Source organism: Eggerthella lenta DSM 2243, assembly GCF_000024265.1.
GTDB lineage: Bacteria > Actinomycetota > Coriobacteriia > Coriobacteriales > Eggerthellaceae > Eggerthella > Eggerthella lenta.
In genome coordinates, this window is sequence record NC_013204.1 from 1,840,205 (window position 1) to 1,856,014 (window position 15,810).

Genomic DNA, 15,810 nt, shown 5'->3' on the forward strand with positions numbered 1-15,810 from the left:
GCGGTTCGTGGTATCGTCTCCTGCTTGGACGAAAGGTTTTGGATGGAGACGATCGAATCTTGGAGCGCGCGCCCCGACGTGCGCGGCGCGCGGCTGGCCGACCCCGACATGGGCGCCGAGAACCGGCGCATCGCGCCGTTCGGGCCGTGCCCGGGCGTGGAGTTCGTCACGCTCGAGGGCATCGTGCAGCCGTTCCCGCTCCATTTCCACGATTTCTGGACCATCGGCCAGATGGTGGGAGGGCGGCGGCGCATGACGTGCCGTGGCGAGGTGCACGATCTGGGGCCCGAGGACTTCGTGCTGTTCGGCTCCGGCGAGGTGCACGGCTGCAAGCCTTTGGACGACGCGCCGCTCATGTACCGCAGCGTGGTCGTGCCCGTCGGCCTGTTCGCGCAGGCGTTCGCCGAATCGCACGGTATCGGCGCCGCGTCCCTGCCCGACGGCGGCCCCGCTTGCCGCTTCAAGTCCGTGGTGGTGCGCGACGCGGCCCTTTCGGCGTGCATGGACCGGCTGTACGCGTTCGCCCGGACCGATTCCGCGCATGACCCGCTCGAGGAGGAAGAAGCGCTTTGGGCCCTCCTCGCGCAGACGGCGCGGTATTGCGAGAGCGAGGCGGCCGAGCCCCCGGCGCCCGAGGCCCCCTCCGCGGCGAACGTGGCGCGGGCGCGGGCGTACCTCGAAGAACGGTTCGCCTCGTGCATCACTCTCGACGACCTCGCGTGCTGCGCGGGCGTGTCGCGCTACCACCTCATCCGCGTGTTCTCCGAGGAGACGGGCCTCACGCCGCATCGCTACCTGCAGGCGGTGCGCGCGAACCGTGCTCGCGACCTGCTGGCGGCGGGCGTCGATCCGGCCGAGGTCGCCGCGCGGTCTGGGTTCGCCGATCAGGCGCACATGGGGCGCGTGTACAAATCGTTCTACGGCATCACCCCCGGCAGCTACCGAACGGCGGCGCGCACGCGGGTGCGGGAAGGATAGCGAGATGGCGGTTCAAACAAGCGAGGCCATAGAGGGGGCGCCGGCGGATCAGCGCCGCCCCGCCGTGCGCGGGCATGCGCTGGCGTTGGTCACCGTGGTGGTGTGGGCGGTCACGTTCGTATCCACGAAGGTGCTGCTCGTGCACCTCGCACCCATCGAGATCCTGTTCTTCCGCTTCGTCATCGGGTTCGTCGCGCTCGCGCTCCTGCGCCCGCGCATCCTGCACGTCCGGGGCTTCAAGGAGGAGCGGTGGTTCATGCTGGCGGGCGCTACCGGCGTGACGGTGTACTACCTGCTGGAGAACATCGCGCTCACGTTCACCACGGCCTCCATCGTGGGCGTGGTGGTGGCCGCGGCGCCGCTGTTCACCGGCGTCGCGTCGGCTGTCGTGCTGAAAGAGCGCCTGCGCGCGCCGTTCTTCGTCGGCTTCGCGGTGGCCATGGCGGGCGTGTGCCTGGTCAGCTTCGCGGGCGGCGCGTCGGGCGGCCTTGTCGCAGAAGGCGGGCTGGGGCAGGCGGGGCTCATCGGCGTGGCGCTGGCCTTGGCGGCGGCGGGCACGTGGGCCGTGTACTCCATCGTGACGAAGAAGCTCTCGACGTTCGGCTACGACAGCATCCTCGTCACGCGCCGCACGTTCGCCTGGGGTCTCGCGTTCATGCTTCCCGCGCTGCCGCTTCTGGGCTTTTCGCCCGATTGGGGCTCGCTCGCCGCGCCCGAGATGTGGGGCAACCTCGTGTTCTTGGGGCTGGGCGCGAGCGCGCTGTGCTTCGTGACGTGGAACATGGCGGTGAAGGAGCTGGGGCCGGTGAAGACGAGCCTGTACATCTACCTCGTGCCGGCGCTCACCGTGCTGGCCTCGGCCGCCGTGCTGGGCGACCCGCTCACCCCGCCGGTCGTCGCCGGAGTCCTGCTTACTATAGCAGGGCTGTTCCTTTCCGAGCGCGGGAAGTAGCGCGCTACGAGGCGGCGCACGCGTCCGAAAGCAACGTCGGTGGCGAAAAAGCATCGGATTCGGAAGTTCGCAAGGGGTTCGAAGGCGCAGCGCAAGCTGCCTTTCCGCATAGTGCCCGATCGCAGAAGGGAAGCCGTGGGATTGCGCCCGTTCATCCCCGCGAAGCTCGCGGCTTTCTTCCGAATTCGATATGTTTTCTCCATTACACGTCTAACCGGCTGCACGGAGATGCTCGGGACTGGGCGGCTTCGAGCGAAGGGTTCCACCGAACATCGTTCGTCGAATGGAAAACACGCACGGATGTTTCACGTGAAACATCTACGCGTCGCGATGCCGAGGGATGTCGGCTCCGTCGCCGCTCCGGCGTCGTGGCCCTTGCGGCGTCGAAGCTTTCGCCGGCTCAACGCTCGGGACGCGCGGTCAGCCGCACGGCACCGCGGTCGAGCAGCGGCTCGTAGACGCCGCGCAGCCATAGGGCGGCCTCGCCCGGTTCCAGCGCGAGCGGCATGCGGTTGTGCACGGGAGCCACGGCGGCGTTCGGTTCGGTGGTGACGAGCGAGAATCGTCCGCGATCGTGCACGCCCGCCAGCAAGAGCGGCGCGCCGTCGGGCGCTGCGAAGGCGTACTGGCGCTTCACGGGGCGCCCGGTGCGCTCGCTCGGCACCGTCTCGGTCGCATGCGATTCGTAGAAGCCCCGAGCAGGCACCAGGCAGCGACGACGCGCGAAGGACTCGGCCCACATGCTGCCCTCGCTGCGCAGAGCCGTCTCGATGCGCGTGTTGAACACGGGTCCGTTCTTCCAAGGAACCTCGTATCCCCAGGCCATATGGGCTACCGCGAGGCCGCATCCGTCGCCCGCGGCCACGATGAGCGGCACGACCGACGAGGGAAGCGCCTCGGGGCGGTTCGCGCGGCCGATCGCGCCGGTTCCGCGGGCTTCTGCCGGCTCGTCCGATTCGCCGTCGAACAGCGAGAGCTGCACAGGCGCCTCTTCGCGTTTCGCTCGCTGCTCGGCGCGGTCCGGCTGCGCGGATTCGGGGAAGAAGAGGAAGTCCTCATAGGCCTCGATCGGGTCGAGCGAAGCCAGCTCGTCCGCGTGCGCGGCCAGGTCGCGCTCTATCTCCGCAGCGATGCGGGCGACTTCGTCGCAGTCGATCGGTATGAAACGGCGGCACATCCACGGCTCCTTCCTCGCGTTTCCGCTCGCATCCAGTGTAGCGGTTCGCACGACGATGCGGGGCTACCGTGCGGTGTCCTTCGCGTGACGGCCGCGTTCCGGCTCGGCTGCGCCGCTACCTTTCGCATTGGCTGCAGCGCGGGCGAGCCGCCTCCGCGACGTCGGCGGCGCGGCCCGCCGTAACGCGTGCCGTCGCTCCCGCCGTTCAAGCGCTCGCGGACGAAGGGGTTGACAATACCCTTAAGGGGTATATACTCGCGCTTGGATACCCTCATGGGGTATAGAAGGAAGGAATCATCATGACCGAGAATCACGCGCAAGCTGAAAACGCCGCCATCTCGTCGCGCCCCGCGTCGACGTGCTGCTGCCACCGTAAGGAGACGCCGCGCTCGGAAGAGCTGCAGGCCGACCTTCATCGTCGCTTGAACCGCGTGATCGGGCAGCTGGGCGGCGTGAAGACGATGATCGACGACAACCGCTACTGCGCCGACGTGCTCACGCAGCTGGCGGCCGCGGAAAGCGCGGTTCACAGCATTTCCGCCGTGGTGCTGCGCAACCACCTGGAAACGTGCGTGGTCGAACAGATCGAACGCGGCAACGTGGAGATCATCGACGAGGTCATGAACCTGTTGAAGAAGTTCTCGCGCTAACCCGCGCTGAAAGACAAGGCCGTTCGTCCGTTTGTCGCGGATGTTTCACGTGAAACATCCGTTCGCGCGAAGGGGAGGGCGGCTGCGAAGGAGTAAGAAGTGAAGCAAACGTTCGATGTCACCGGCATGACGTGCGCGGCGTGCTCCGCGCGCGTGGAGAAGGCGACGCGGGCCGTGCCCGGCGTGGCCGACGTTGCCGTGAACCTGCTGAAGAACAGCATGGACGTCGCCTTCGACGACGGCGCGGAACCGTCGGCCGTGACGGTCGCCGTCGAGGCCGCGGTCGACAAGGCGGGCTACGGCGCCGCCGCGCGCGTCCCGGCAGGCGCGAGCGGCGGCCGGCAGGGCGCGGGGAGCCGTGCGGCCCAGGCGCGCCCCGTGGCCGACGCGGCCGCCGAGGCCAAGCATGTTCGCATGCGCCTCATCGTGTCGGCCGTGTTCACGATCCCCTTGTTCTACCTGTCGATGGGACACATGTTCGGCTGGCCGCTGCCCGGGTTCTTCCTGGGGGACGAGAACGTGCTCACGTTCGCGTTCACGCAGTTCCTGCTGTTGCTGCCCGTCGTGTTCGTCAACTTCAAGTTCTTCCGCGTGGGCTTCAAGACGCTGTTCCACGGCGCGCCGAACATGGACTCGCTCATCGCGCTCGGCTCGACGGCGGCCACGGTGTACGGCATCTACGCCATCTACAAGATCGGCATCGCGCTGGGCGCGGGCGACCTGCACGCCGCGCACCTGGCGGCCATGGACCTGTACTTCGAGTCGGCGGCCATGATCCTCACGCTCATCACGCTGGGCAAGTACTTCGAGGCGCGCGCGAAGGGCAAGACCACCGGCGCCATCGCCAAGCTCGTGGACCTCGCGCCGAAGGAGGCCACGCGGCTTGTGGACGGCCGCGAGGAGCGCGTCGCGGTGGAGGCGGTGCGCGCGGGCGACGTGCTGGCGGTGCGCGCGGGCGAGGGCGTCCCCGTGGACGGCACCCTGCTCGAGGGCTCGGGGACGGTGGACGAGTCGGTGATCACGGGCGAGAGCGTGCCCGTGGACAAGCGCCCCGGCGATGCGGTGACCGGCGCCACCGTGAACCGCACCGGATGGTTCACCATGCGCGCCGACCGCGTGGGCGACGACACCACGCTGGCCGGCATCATCCGGCTCGTGGACGAGGCCACATCGACGAAGGCGCCCATCGAGAAGATCGCCGACAAGATATCGGGCGTGTTCGTGCCCGTGGTCATCGTCGTCGCCGTCGTCACGTTCGCCGTGTGGATGCTCGGTGGCTCGACGCTCGAGACGGCCATGTCGCACGCCATCAGCGTGCTCGTCATCTCGTGCCCGTGCGCGCTCGGCCTGGCAACGCCCACGGCCATCATGGTGGGCACCGGGCGTGGGGCGACCAACGGCATCCTCATCAAGTCGGCCGAGGCGCTGGAAACCGCCCACGACGTGAAGACCGTCGTGTTCGACAAGACGGGCACGGTGACCGAGGGCGCGCCGAGCGTCACCGACGTGGTCCCGGCCCCGGGCGTGGGCGAGGAGCGCCTGCTGGAGCTGGCGGTGTCCATCGAAGGCCGCTCCGAGCACCCGCTCGCCCGCGCCGTGTGCGACTACGCGCGCAGCCGTCATGCCTACCCGCTGCTCGTGGAGGACTTCAAGCAGGTGCCCGGCGAAGGGGTGGCGGCGCTCGTCGACGACCGCCCGTCATGCGCCGGCAACCTGCGCATGATGGAGGCCCGCAACGTCGCGGTGGGCGCGTTCGCCGAGGAGGCGCAGCGGCAGGCCGACATGGGCAAGACGCCGCTCTTCTTCGCGCAGGACGGCGAGCTCCTGGGCGTGATCGCCGTGGCCGACACGGTGAAGCCCTCGAGCGCCGCCGCCCTGGCCACGCTTTCGGCCATGGGCATCCGCACGGTGATGCTGACCGGCGACAACGAGCGCACCGCCGCCGCCATCCAACGCGAGGTGGGCGCCGACGAGGTCATCGCCGGCGTGCTGCCTGACGGCAAGGAACGCGAGATCCGCCGCCTGTCCGAGCAGGGCCGCGTGGCCATGGTGGGCGACGGCATCAACGATGCCCCGGCGCTCGCGCGCGCCGACGTCGGCATCGCCATCGGGGCCGGCACCGACGTGGCCATCGAGAGCGCCGACATCGTGCTCATGAAAAGCGACCTGCTCGACGTGCCCGCCTCCATCCAGCTGTCGCGCGCGACGCTGCGCAACATCAAGCAGAACCTGTTCTGGGCGCTCGTCTACAACGCGGTGTGCATCCCCGTGGCCGCCGGCGCCCTGTCGTTCATGGGCCTGAACCTCAACCCCATGATCGCCGCGGCCGCCATGAGCCTGAGCTCGGTGTGCGTCGTGTCGAACGCCCTGCGGCTGCGCGGCTGGAAGCCCAACCTCCCCTCGGCAGCGATGGACGCGCCCGCGTCCGCGCCCATCGATAGCACCGTACCCAGCGAACCCAACGAAAAGGAGACTGTCATGGAGAAGACCCTGAACGTCGAAGGCATGATGTGCCAGCACTGCGTCGCCCACGTGAAGAAGGCCCTCGAAGGCGTGGAGGGCGTCGAGGAGGCCGTCGTCGACCTTGACGCCGGCACCGCCACCGCGAAGCTGGCCCGGGACGTACCGGAGGAGACGCTGGCCGCCGCCGTGGTGGAGGCGGGCTACGAGGTGAAGTAGGAACGAGGAGGGCTGCCGCGGGCGGCCCTCCGTCGAAAGCCCTAGCAGCCGGCGATGATCTCCCGCAGGGCGGCCACGAGCTTCTCGTTGTCCTCGCGCGTGCGGACGGCCACGCAGAAGTAGCGGCTGTCTTCCAGCGCGGGGGTGCCCTCGAGCTTGCGGATCAGGAACCCGGCCAGCTGCAGGCGCTGCGCCAGCTCGTCGGTGTTCGCCACGCCGAGCGCCAGGTCGGGCCCGCCGTCGAACGTGCACATGACGTAGTTCGCCTCGGCGGGGAAGATGTCGATGCCGGGGATGAGGTTCAGCATGCACTGCAGCCAGGGAATCTCCGAATCGAGGAAGTCGCGCGTGCGCTCGAGGTGCTCCGTCTCCGAAAGCGCCAGCTCGCCGATGACCTCGGCGAACATCGGCACGCACGAGCTGTCGTAGAAGCGCGTGATCTGCGCGATGGTGTCGGGGTGCGCGATGCAGTAGCTGATGGGGATGCCCGGCATGGCGAAGGGCTCGCACAGCGAGCGCACCACCACGAGGTTGCGGTGCTCGTTCACGAGCGCCACCATGCTCTCGCCGCCCAGCGTGAGCTCGATGGAGCGCTCGTCCACGACCACCCAGGTGCAGGCGTCGAGGTAGGCGAGCAGCGTCGGCCTCGGCAGCAGGCGGCTCGTAGGGTAGCCCGGGTTCGCCAGCACGGCGGCGTCGAACACGATGCCGTGGCGCTCGGCCGCGGCCGGATCGGGCACGGTGAAGCCGGCGGGGCTGGCGATCTCAACCACGCGATGCCCGGCATTTCCTGCGGCCAGCGCGTACTCCACAGGGCCGGGAACGGCCACACCCACGGTGCAGGGCTGGTAGGTCTGGGCTACGGCGCGCACCATGTCGCCCACGGTGGAGCCCACGAGAAACGATTCCACGGACAATCCGAACTTGCGGGCCAGCACGCTGCGCAGGGCGTGAGCCTCGCGGTCGGGCGGGTAGTTCAGCTCGCCGGCGGCGAGCGCGGTCTCCATAGCGCGGATGAAAGAAGGGGGCGTGCCCAAGGGGTTCGCCGTGCCCGAGAAGTCGATCCAGTTCATCTCCGAGCGCATCTCGTAGGGAGGAGACAGCAGCTGCTCGGGCAGCGCGGTCACGCAGGCTCGTACGCTGGGAAGCGCGTCGGTGTCTCGCTGCGTCATCGTCATGTCTCTCCCTCCCCGCATGTTACCTCGTGGCTCGAGGCAAGGAATGAATATCCTAGCACAAGTTCATTACGCCCGGACAGGGCATGGTAGACTTATTCGCGCAATGCGATCCTATTCACCACAGACCGATCCCGAACGGCCCGCCAGCGGCGGCGGCTACGCCATGCCGCTCGAGCCGTGGGAGGGCCCGGCCATCCTGCTCGTGGACCTCGACGCGTTCTTCGCCTCGGTCGAGCAGCTGGACCATCCCGCCTGGCGCGGCAAGCCCGTCATCGTGGGCGGCGACGCCGACAAGCACGGCGTGGTGTCCACGGCGTCCTACGAGGCGCGCCCGTACGGCGTGCGAAGCGCCATGCCCTCTTCCACGGCGAAGCGCCTGTGCCCTCACGCCATCTGGACGCACGGCCGCTTCGACCGCTACCGCGAGATGTCGAACGCCATCATGGACATACTGCGCGCCGAAACGCCGCACGTGCAGCAGGTCAGCATCGACGAGGCGTTCATGGACGTGTCTCCCACGTCGGTGAACCGAGAGCATCCCGTGCGCGTCGCGCAGCGTATCCAGCAGCGCGTCGAGGAGCTGGGCGTCACGTGCTCCATCGGGGTGGGCACGTCGAAGACCGTCGCGAAGATAGCCTCGGACATGGACAAGCCGCGCGGGCTGACCGTGGTGTACCCCGGAGGCGAGCGGGATTTCCTCGCGCCCCTGCCCGTGCGCACGATGAGCGGCATCGGAGCCGCAGCCGAGGAGAAGCTGCACTCCCGCGGCATACGCACCCTCGGCCAGCTGGCCGATGCGGACGAAGGAATGCTGCTGCGCGCGTTCGGCAAGAACGGCCGCGTCATGCACGTGCGGGCGAACGGGGGCGACGACGCGCCCGTGGAGCAGGACGACACGGTGAAATCGGTGTCGAACGAGATGACGTTCGCGGTGGACCTCACCACGCGCGAAGACGTCGAGGGCGCCATCGCCACCATCGCCGCGAAGGTGGGGCGCCGCCTGCGACGCAAGGGGCTGCGCGGCCGCACCCTGGGCCTGCGCATGCGCTACGACGACCGCAGCGTGCGCTCGGTGCAGCGTCAGCTGCCGGCGCCCAGCGACGACGAGCTTTCCTACACGCCGCTTCTGTACCGCATGGCCGACGAGCTGTGGCGCCCCGGCATGCCCGTGCGCCTCATCGGCGTGGCGATGACCGGGTTCGGCGGAGGCGAAAGCGTGCAGGACAGCCTGTTCGACATCGCCGAGGCTGCTCCCAGCGATGACGATGTGGACCCCGTCATCAAAGACGAGGCGAAGCGGCGCGGACTCATCGAGGCAACCGACCTCGTCAAGGACAAGTTCGGCGAATCCGCGGTCCGCTTCGGCCGCGAGCTGCGAGGCGAGGGCAACACCACCGGCTCCGCCAGCAAGAACCCGGCCGACTACAAGTAGACATTATCAAAGCGAAGCCGGACGCAAGCGATATGCAGCCGCGAACCCTTCGAGAAAGCCAGCCTGAGGAGGTCGGGGCGGGCATGCCGCGCGCAGTTCCGCACGAGCCGAAGCGTCCTGTGAACGCTTCGAGCGAGCTCAGGACTGTTTGAGCACGGCATGTCTGCCCCGACCCCCCCAACAGGTTGAAAAATCGACAATGGACGCCAGGCTATCGCTTGTCGGCCAGGAAGAACAGCGCCATGGTGCCAGGTCCCGAATGGGCGCCGATGACGGGGTCGACGTAGTTGATGACGACCTCCTTCACGCCGAAGCGCTCCTTCACCTCTTGGGCCACGTACTCGGCGTCCTCGAGGCAGTCGCCGTGCGTGATGAACACCATCTGCTGGTCGATGGGGGCGATGGCCGTCTTCTCCATGTGGTCCACCAGGGCGTGCAACGACTTCTTGCGTCCGCGCACCTTCTCCAGGGGGATGAGGCGCCCCTCGTCGTCCACGTGCATGACCGGCTTGATGTTGAGCATGGTGCCCGCCCACGCCGCGGTCTTCGACACGCGCCCGCCGCGGAACAGGAACATGAGGTCGTCCACGGTGAACCAGTGCGCCAGGTTCAACTTGTGCTGCTCTACCCAGTCGCGCACCTCGTCGATGGAGGCGCCGCCTCGGGCGCGCTGCACGGCGTGCCACACGAGCAGGCCTTCGCCGCCCGAGGCGGCCAGCGTGTCCACGGAGCGCAGCTTCCGCTCGGGGAACTCCGCGGCCAGCTGCTTCACCAGGAGCTCGACGGCCTCGTAGGTACCCGACAGCCCGCTGGAGAAGCCCAGGTACAGCACGTCGCGTCCCTGTTCCAGCAGCCCGCGCATGAGCGCCTCGGAGTCGGCCAGGTTCGGCAGCGACGTGGTGATCACCTTGCCGTCGCGCATCATCGTGTAGAACTGCTTGAGGTCGGTGTGCTGCCCCTTGAGATAGCTTTGATACTGCTCGCCGTCCACCATGAAGGTGAGGGGCAGGATATGCAGACCGAATTCGTCGATCATGTCCTCGACGAGGTTGCAGCTGGAATCGGTGACGATCTCGAAGTTCATCGGCATACGACGCGTCCTTCCTTGAAACTGCAGCGGTCGGAAAAACCCGAGCTTCCCGCTGTGAATATGCGATCGTTAAAAGTATACCGTTTAGCGTCGCGCTCCTGTGTCGCAATTTTGAAAAGTGCGGGCAGGCTCGCCGGAAACGGCGTTCGTTCCACTATACTATAGCGGTTTATGGCGACAGAAGCGCACATGCTTTGAGGAAAGGTACGGCACCCGTGGCGAACACGTACAAAGAAACGATGAACCTGCCGAAGACCGACTTCGCGATGCGGGCGAACCTGCCCGAGAGCGAGCCGAAGCGTCTGGCCAAGTGGGAAGAAGAGCATATCTACGAGCAGGTTCTCGAGAAGAACAAGGACGGCAAGCCCTTCATCCTGCACGACGGCCCTCCGTACGCCAACGGCCCCATCCATATCGGCCATGCCTTCAACAAGATCCTCAAGGACTTCGTGAACAAGTCCCATGCGCAGCGCGGGTTCTTCACGCCCTACGTGCCCGGCTGGGATTGCCACGGCCAGCCCATCGAGCATATGGTGGAGAAGACCCTCGGCCCCGACAAAATGGCCAAGATCGACCAGCCCACGCTGCGCCGCCTCTGCCGCGAATGGGCTGAGAAATACGTCGACGTGCAGCGCGAGGGCTTCAAGCGCCTCGGCGTGAACGCCGATTGGGAGCATCCGTACCTCACGTTCACGCCGAACTACGAGGCGGGCAACGTCGAGGTGTTCAAGCGGATGTACCTCGACGGCTCGGTGTACCGCGGCCGCAAACCCATCCACTGGTGCAAGCGCTGCCACACGGCGCTTGCCGAGGCCGAGATCGAGTACTCCGACGAGACGTCGCCGTCCATCTTCGTGAAGTTCAAGATGGATATCATGCCCGGCATGTTCGAGACTGCAGGCGCTGCGGGCGACGCCTACGTGCTCATCTGGACCACCACGCCCTGGACGCTTCCGGCGAACACGGCCGTGTCGCTGGCGCCCGACGCCGACTACGTGATGGTCCAGGCGGACGGCTCCAACATGATCATGGCGCGCGAGCTGGTGGAACAGGTGGCCGAGATCGCGGGCTGGGAATCCTACGACCTCGTGCGCGGCGAGGACGGCGAGCCCGTCGCGCTCAAGGGCCGCGAATTCACCGGCCTCACCTACACGTGCCCCGTCCGCCAGGACCTCAAGGGCACCATCATCTACGGCGACCACGTCACGCTGGACTCCGGCACGGGCGCGGTGCACACGGCTCCCGGCCATGGTCAGGACGACTACCTCGTGGCGCTGGAGTTCGACGTGCCGCTGCTCATGCCGGTGGACGACAACGGCGTTCTCACCGACGAGGCGGGCCCTTTCGCGGGCCTCGACGTTGACGAGGCGAACCCGGTCATCATCGAATGGCTGCGCGAACGCGGCACGCTGGTGGCCCAAAAGGAGATCCTGCACAGCTACCCGCACTGCTGGCGCTGCCACGAGCCGGTCATCTTCCGCGCCACCGACCAGTGGTTCGTGTCCATGGACAAGAACAGCCTGCGCGAGAACGCGCTCAAGGCCATCGAGAACGACGTCGAGTGGATTCCCGCGTGGGCTTCGAACCGTATCGGATCCATGGTGGCCGACCGTCCCGACTGGTGCATCTCGCGCCAGCGTTCGTGGGGCGTGCCCATCCCCGTGTTCAAATGCGCGAAGTGCGGCTCCACCGTGGCGAACGAGCAGACGTTCGACGCGGTGATCGACCTGTTCTACCGCGAGGGCGCCGACGCGTGGTTCACGCGCGAGCCGTCCGAGTACCTGCCGCGCGGCGTGAAATGCGAGACGTGCGGCTGCACCGAGCTGACCCCCGAGAAGGACATCCTCGACGTGTGGTGGGAGAGCGGCGTGTCGCACACCAGCGTGTTGAAGCATCGCGAGGCCGAGGGCCTGCGCTTCCCGGCCGACATGTACCTGGAAGGCTCCGACCAGCACCGCGGCTGGTTCCAGTCGTCGCTGCTCACTAGCATGGGCGCGTACGGCGTGCCGCCGTACAAGGCCGTCATGCACTGCGGCTTCACCGTGGACGGCGAAGGCCGCAAGATGTCGAAATCGCTGGGCAACGGCGTGGATCCGGCCGAGGTCATGGCGAAGAGCGGCGCCGACGTGCTGCGCCTGTGGGTGGCCAGCGTCGATTACTCGCAGGACGTGAGCATCTCCGACGAGATCCTCCAGCGCACCTCCGAGGCGTACCGCCGCATCCGCAACACGTTCCGCTTCCTGCTGGGCAGCCTGGATGACTTCGACGATCAGAAGGACGCCGTGTCCGATTGGAACGCGCTCGAGCCCCTCGACCAGTGGGCCATGGTGCGCACGAAGCACCTGCTGGACGACGTGAGCGCCGCCTACGACGCGTACAAGTTCCACTACGTGTACCGCGCCGTGTATGACTACATTGTGAACGACCTGTCGGCCGTGTACATGGACGCGACGAAGGACCGCCTGTACTCCGAGGCGCCTGACTCGCCGCGCCGCCGCGCCGTGCAGACGGTGCTGATGAACATCCTCGAGGTGCTCGTGCGCGTGCTGGCGCCGGTGCTCTCGTTCACCACCGACGAGGTGTGGGAGCACTACCCCCAGGCCATGCGCGAGCGCGCAGGCCGCCCGACGAACGTGCAGCTGGCCGGTTGGCCCAAGGCGTCCGACTTCGCGCCCGCCATCCCCGCGGACGGGGAGCGCGTGTCCGAGGACTTCGGCGTGATCATGGGCGTGCGCGAAGTCGTGACCAAGGCGCTCGAGGACGCGCGCGGTCAGAAGGTCGTGAACAAGAGCCAGGAGGCGGCCGTCGTCGTGACCGCGCCCCGCGCCGTGCTCGACGCGGTGGAGCGCTATGACGCGGCGGTGTTCGAGGAGCTGTTCATCGTGGCGTCCGTGTCGTTCGCCGAAGGCGAGGAGCTGGCGGCGACGGTTTCGAAGACCGAGGCCGAGAAATGCCCGCGCTGCTGGAACCACCGTGCGCTCGGCGGCAACGCGAACCACGGATCCGTCTGCGAGCGCTGCGGCGATGCGCTCGACGCCATCGGCTTCGCGGAAGGGGAATAGGTTCTTGGATACGGAATCGCCCGACAAGCAGCCCTCCTCGCGTCGTCCCGAACGACCGGAGCGGGTCGATGGAATCGATGCGGCCTCGTCCGAAAGCGTTCCGACCCTTTCGGACGAGCGAGGCGATTCGAAGGAAGCCGCCTTTTCGGAGGAAGAAGCCCGGCAATTGAAGGCCGATCGCTCGCGTCACACGCTTGTGTTCGGCATCGTCGTGCTTGCATGGCTCGCTCTCGACACCCTCACGAAGAACTACTTCAACGGCTCGTATTCCATGGGGGAGGTGATCACGGGGCCGTTGCTCGGCCTCGTGCGGTTCCACCTCGTTCACAACACGGGTGCGGCTTGGGGCATGTTCGGCGACTCCACGTTCCTTCTGGGCGTTATGTCGCTGATCGTATGCGTGCTGCTCACGGTGTATCTGTTCTTCCTGGCGTATCGTCCCAACATCGTGCAGGTGGTGGGCGCGGCGCTCGTGGTGGCGGGCGGCCTCGGCAACGCGTTCGATCGCTTCGCGTTAGGCTACGTCGTGGACTTCATCGAGCCGGTGTTCATCGACTTCCCCGTGTTCAACGTGGCTGATATTGGCGTGACATGCGGATTCGTGCTATTCCTTGTCGGCGTTATCGTCAGCTGGCGCCACGAGGATCGCCTATCCGCAGAGCTTGCCGCGTCCGACGGCGAAGGCGAAGGAACCGACGCGCGATGAGCCGCATGTTGAGCTACGTCGCAGCACCCGACGACGCGGGTCAGCGCCTCGATGCGCTTTTGGCCGCGCGCGGTCTGTATCCCAGCCGTAGCGCGGCTGCGCGCGCGGTGGACGACGGCCTCGTGTTCGTGAACGGCGCGGAGGTTGCGAAGAAGCATCCCGTGGCGCCGGGCGACACGATCGTGTACCAGGTTGAGGAGCCGGTAGAGCCCGGCCCTTTGCGCGGCCAACCCATCGATCTGGACATACGCTTCGAGGACGAAGACCTCATCGTGCTGTCGAAGCAGGTGGGGCTCGTGTGCCATCCGTCGGTCGACCATGACGACGGCACGCTGGTGAACGCCCTCATCTACCACTGCGGCGCCGAGAACCTGTGCAACGTGCAGGGCGAGGACGACCGTCTGGGCATCGTGCACCGCCTCGACCGCGACACGAGCGGCCTCATGCTGGCGGCGAAGAACGACGAGACGGGCTATGCCCTCATGTCGGACATCCGCGATCGCGCGGTCGACCGACGTTACCTGGCGCTCGTGCACGGCGTGATCGCCCACGACACCGGTATGATCGACGCTCCCATCGCGCGCGCCGAGAAGGAGCGCACGCGCATGGCCGTCCGCGACACGCCGTCGGCTCGCGAGGCCATCACGACGTTTCGGGTGCTCGAGCGCTTCGAGCACGGGGCGCGCGACGACGGCTACACGCTCATCGACTGCAAGCTGTTCACAGGGCGCACCCATCAGATACGCGTGCATCTGGAGTACGCGAAGCACCCTCTTGTGGGCGACCCGGCGTACACGTCGGGCGCGCCGAGCGCGCCTGCGGCCGACCTCGGCCTCGACCGCCAGTTCCTGCACTCGTTCCAGCTGTCGTTCCAGCATCCCGTCACGGGGGAGGGCCTGCGCTTCGCGGACAACCTGCCCGTCGACCTGCAGGAAGCGCTCGACGACCTCGCCTCCCGCAGCACGGGCCGCACGACGGCGGGGGAGGAAGTGCGAGCGTTGCTGGAAGACGCCCCGAGGCCGCGGCTGTAGCCTATCCCTTCCCGTACACGCTCATGTTCTGCATGCGGGATTGCAAGTAGCTGTCGGGGAAGTGCTCGTCGAAGAACCGCTGTTCCCACGTGGTGGCGGGCACGCCCGCGGCGCGCTGCCCCTCGCGGTCGAGCGCGAGCAGGGTGACGGCGATGTTCAGCGCCATGAACAGGCTGAGCGCCGCGGTGACCAGGCGTGCGAGCATGCTCCTGGCATCCACGTGCGAGAACACCCGCTTGATGAACGGCAGGATCGTGCGCACCCACACGAGGCCCAGAAGCCCCCACATCACGCCGAACGCGAAGTTCGTGCGGCCGTTGATGCTGCCGAACGTGCCGGTATAGTCCCAGGCGATGGCGCCCCACAGCACCTCCATGAGCCAGCTCGTCGCGTACTCCATCACCGAGCCCAGCAGCATGGCTATGAGGAAGATGATGAGGTTGTGCGAGTGGTAGAAGCGGTTGAGCGACACCGTGAGCACCACCGCACCCACGCCGTATATGGGCGAGAACGGGCCCCACACGAGGCCGGCGCGGCTTTCGTAGCCGCCGTACACGATGGCGTGGAACACCGTCTCCACTACGAGGCCGAACACGCTGCCTGCGACGAACAGCCAGAACAGCGTGAAGTAGTCGATCTTGAGGTATCCCTGGTTCGGACGGACCTGCTCGCGCGCCTCTTTGCCGATCTCGCGGAGGATGCCCGGATGCGGTTCGGGGCTTTCGCAGGGGGAGGAGCCGGCTTCGGGTTCCCGATCGGACGTTTCGGCCTGTCGCGACGTCGATTCCACAGCCGATTTTTTCGGTTCTTTCTCCATTCACCTGCCCTGTCGATAGTCAATGGGCTAAACTATAACAGATTTTCCAGGGCGGAAT

The 15,810-nt window shown here is 67.2% G+C and carries 12 protein-coding genes; 8 read left to right on the forward strand and 4 right to left on the reverse strand.

Annotated features, from left to right (window positions below; all coding sequences use genetic code 11):
* The first annotated feature begins 42 nt into the window (after positions 1 to 42).
* Both ELEN_RS07745 and ELEN_RS07750 read left to right on the forward strand, forming a co-directional pair.
* Positions 43 to 978, forward strand: coding sequence for an AraC family transcriptional regulator (locus ELEN_RS07745; RefSeq protein ID WP_009608570.1), 936 nt, complete (start codon positions 43 to 45; stop codon positions 976 to 978).
* Between the two features lie 4 nt (positions 979 to 982).
* Positions 983 to 1,930, forward strand: coding sequence for a DMT family transporter (locus ELEN_RS07750; protein WP_009306958.1), 948 nt, complete (start codon positions 983 to 985; stop codon positions 1,928 to 1,930).
* Between the two features lie 400 nt (positions 1,931 to 2,330).
* Here ELEN_RS07750 and ELEN_RS07755 read toward each other — a convergent pair whose 3' ends face one another.
* Positions 2,331 to 3,107, reverse strand: a complete 777-nt coding sequence (locus tag ELEN_RS07755; RefSeq protein ID WP_009306959.1) for an SOS response-associated peptidase — start codon at positions 3,105 to 3,107, stop codon at positions 2,331 to 2,333.
* Positions 3,108 to 3,406: 299 nt separating this feature from the next.
* Between ELEN_RS07755 and ELEN_RS07760 the strand changes: the two genes are divergently transcribed.
* Together ELEN_RS07760 and ELEN_RS07765 are read left to right on the forward strand one after the other, a co-directional pair.
* Positions 3,407 to 3,757, forward strand: a complete 351-nt coding sequence (locus ELEN_RS07760; RefSeq protein WP_009306960.1) for a metal-sensing transcriptional repressor — start codon at positions 3,407 to 3,409, stop codon at positions 3,755 to 3,757.
* Between the two features lie 99 nt (positions 3,758 to 3,856).
* Positions 3,857 to 6,436 (forward strand): heavy metal translocating P-type ATPase, encoded by a 2,580-nt coding sequence (locus tag ELEN_RS07765; RefSeq protein WP_015760628.1) that lies wholly within the window; start codon positions 3,857 to 3,859, stop codon positions 6,434 to 6,436.
* Between the two features lie 41 nt (positions 6,437 to 6,477).
* On the opposite strand, the gene ELEN_RS07770 is transcribed toward ELEN_RS07765, so the two are convergent.
* The gene (locus tag ELEN_RS07770) at positions 6,478 to 7,614 is read right to left on the reverse strand and encodes a pyridoxal phosphate-dependent aminotransferase (RefSeq protein ID WP_015760629.1); all 1,137 of its coding nucleotides are present in this window, start codon (positions 7,612 to 7,614) and stop codon (positions 6,478 to 6,480) included.
* Between the two features lie 103 nt (positions 7,615 to 7,717).
* Here ELEN_RS07770 and dinB point away from each other — a divergent pair, with 103 nt between their 5' ends.
* A complete protein-coding gene (gene dinB, locus ELEN_RS07775; protein WP_174262970.1) occupies positions 7,718 to 9,046 on the forward strand; it encodes a DNA polymerase IV in 1,329 nt (442 codons plus the stop codon).
* Between the two features lie 211 nt (positions 9,047 to 9,257).
* On the opposite strand, the gene ELEN_RS07780 is transcribed toward dinB, so the two are convergent.
* On the reverse strand, positions 9,258 to 10,136 hold the full coding sequence (locus ELEN_RS07780) for a DegV family protein (RefSeq protein WP_009306964.1): 879 nt from the start codon (positions 10,134 to 10,136) through the stop codon (positions 9,258 to 9,260).
* A gap of 215 nt (positions 10,137 to 10,351) precedes the next feature.
* Here ELEN_RS07780 and ileS point away from each other — a divergent pair, with 215 nt between their 5' ends.
* From ileS to ELEN_RS07795, 3 genes are read left to right on the forward strand one after another with little or no spacing between them, the layout of a single operon-like run.
* Entirely contained in the window at positions 10,352 to 13,198 is a 2,847-nt protein-coding gene (gene ileS, locus ELEN_RS07785) for an isoleucine--tRNA ligase (RefSeq protein WP_015760631.1), read from the forward strand.
* 4 nt (positions 13,199 to 13,202) lie between these two features.
* The gene (gene lspA, locus ELEN_RS07790; protein ID WP_009306966.1) at positions 13,203 to 13,904 is read left to right on the forward strand and encodes a signal peptidase II; all 702 of its coding nucleotides are present in this window, start codon (positions 13,203 to 13,205) and stop codon (positions 13,902 to 13,904) included.
* On the forward strand, positions 13,901 to 14,935 hold the full coding sequence (locus ELEN_RS07795; RefSeq protein ID WP_015760633.1) for an RluA family pseudouridine synthase: 1,035 nt from the start codon (positions 13,901 to 13,903) through the stop codon (positions 14,933 to 14,935). The genes lspA and ELEN_RS07795 overlap by 4 nt, the downstream gene beginning before the upstream one ends.
* 1 nt (position 14,936) lies before the next feature.
* On the opposite strand, the gene ELEN_RS07800 is transcribed toward ELEN_RS07795, so the two are convergent.
* On the reverse strand, positions 14,937 to 15,752 hold the full coding sequence (locus tag ELEN_RS07800) for a putative ABC transporter permease (protein ID WP_009306968.1): 816 nt from the start codon (positions 15,750 to 15,752) through the stop codon (positions 14,937 to 14,939).
* Between the last annotated feature and the right edge of the window lie 58 nt (positions 15,753 to 15,810).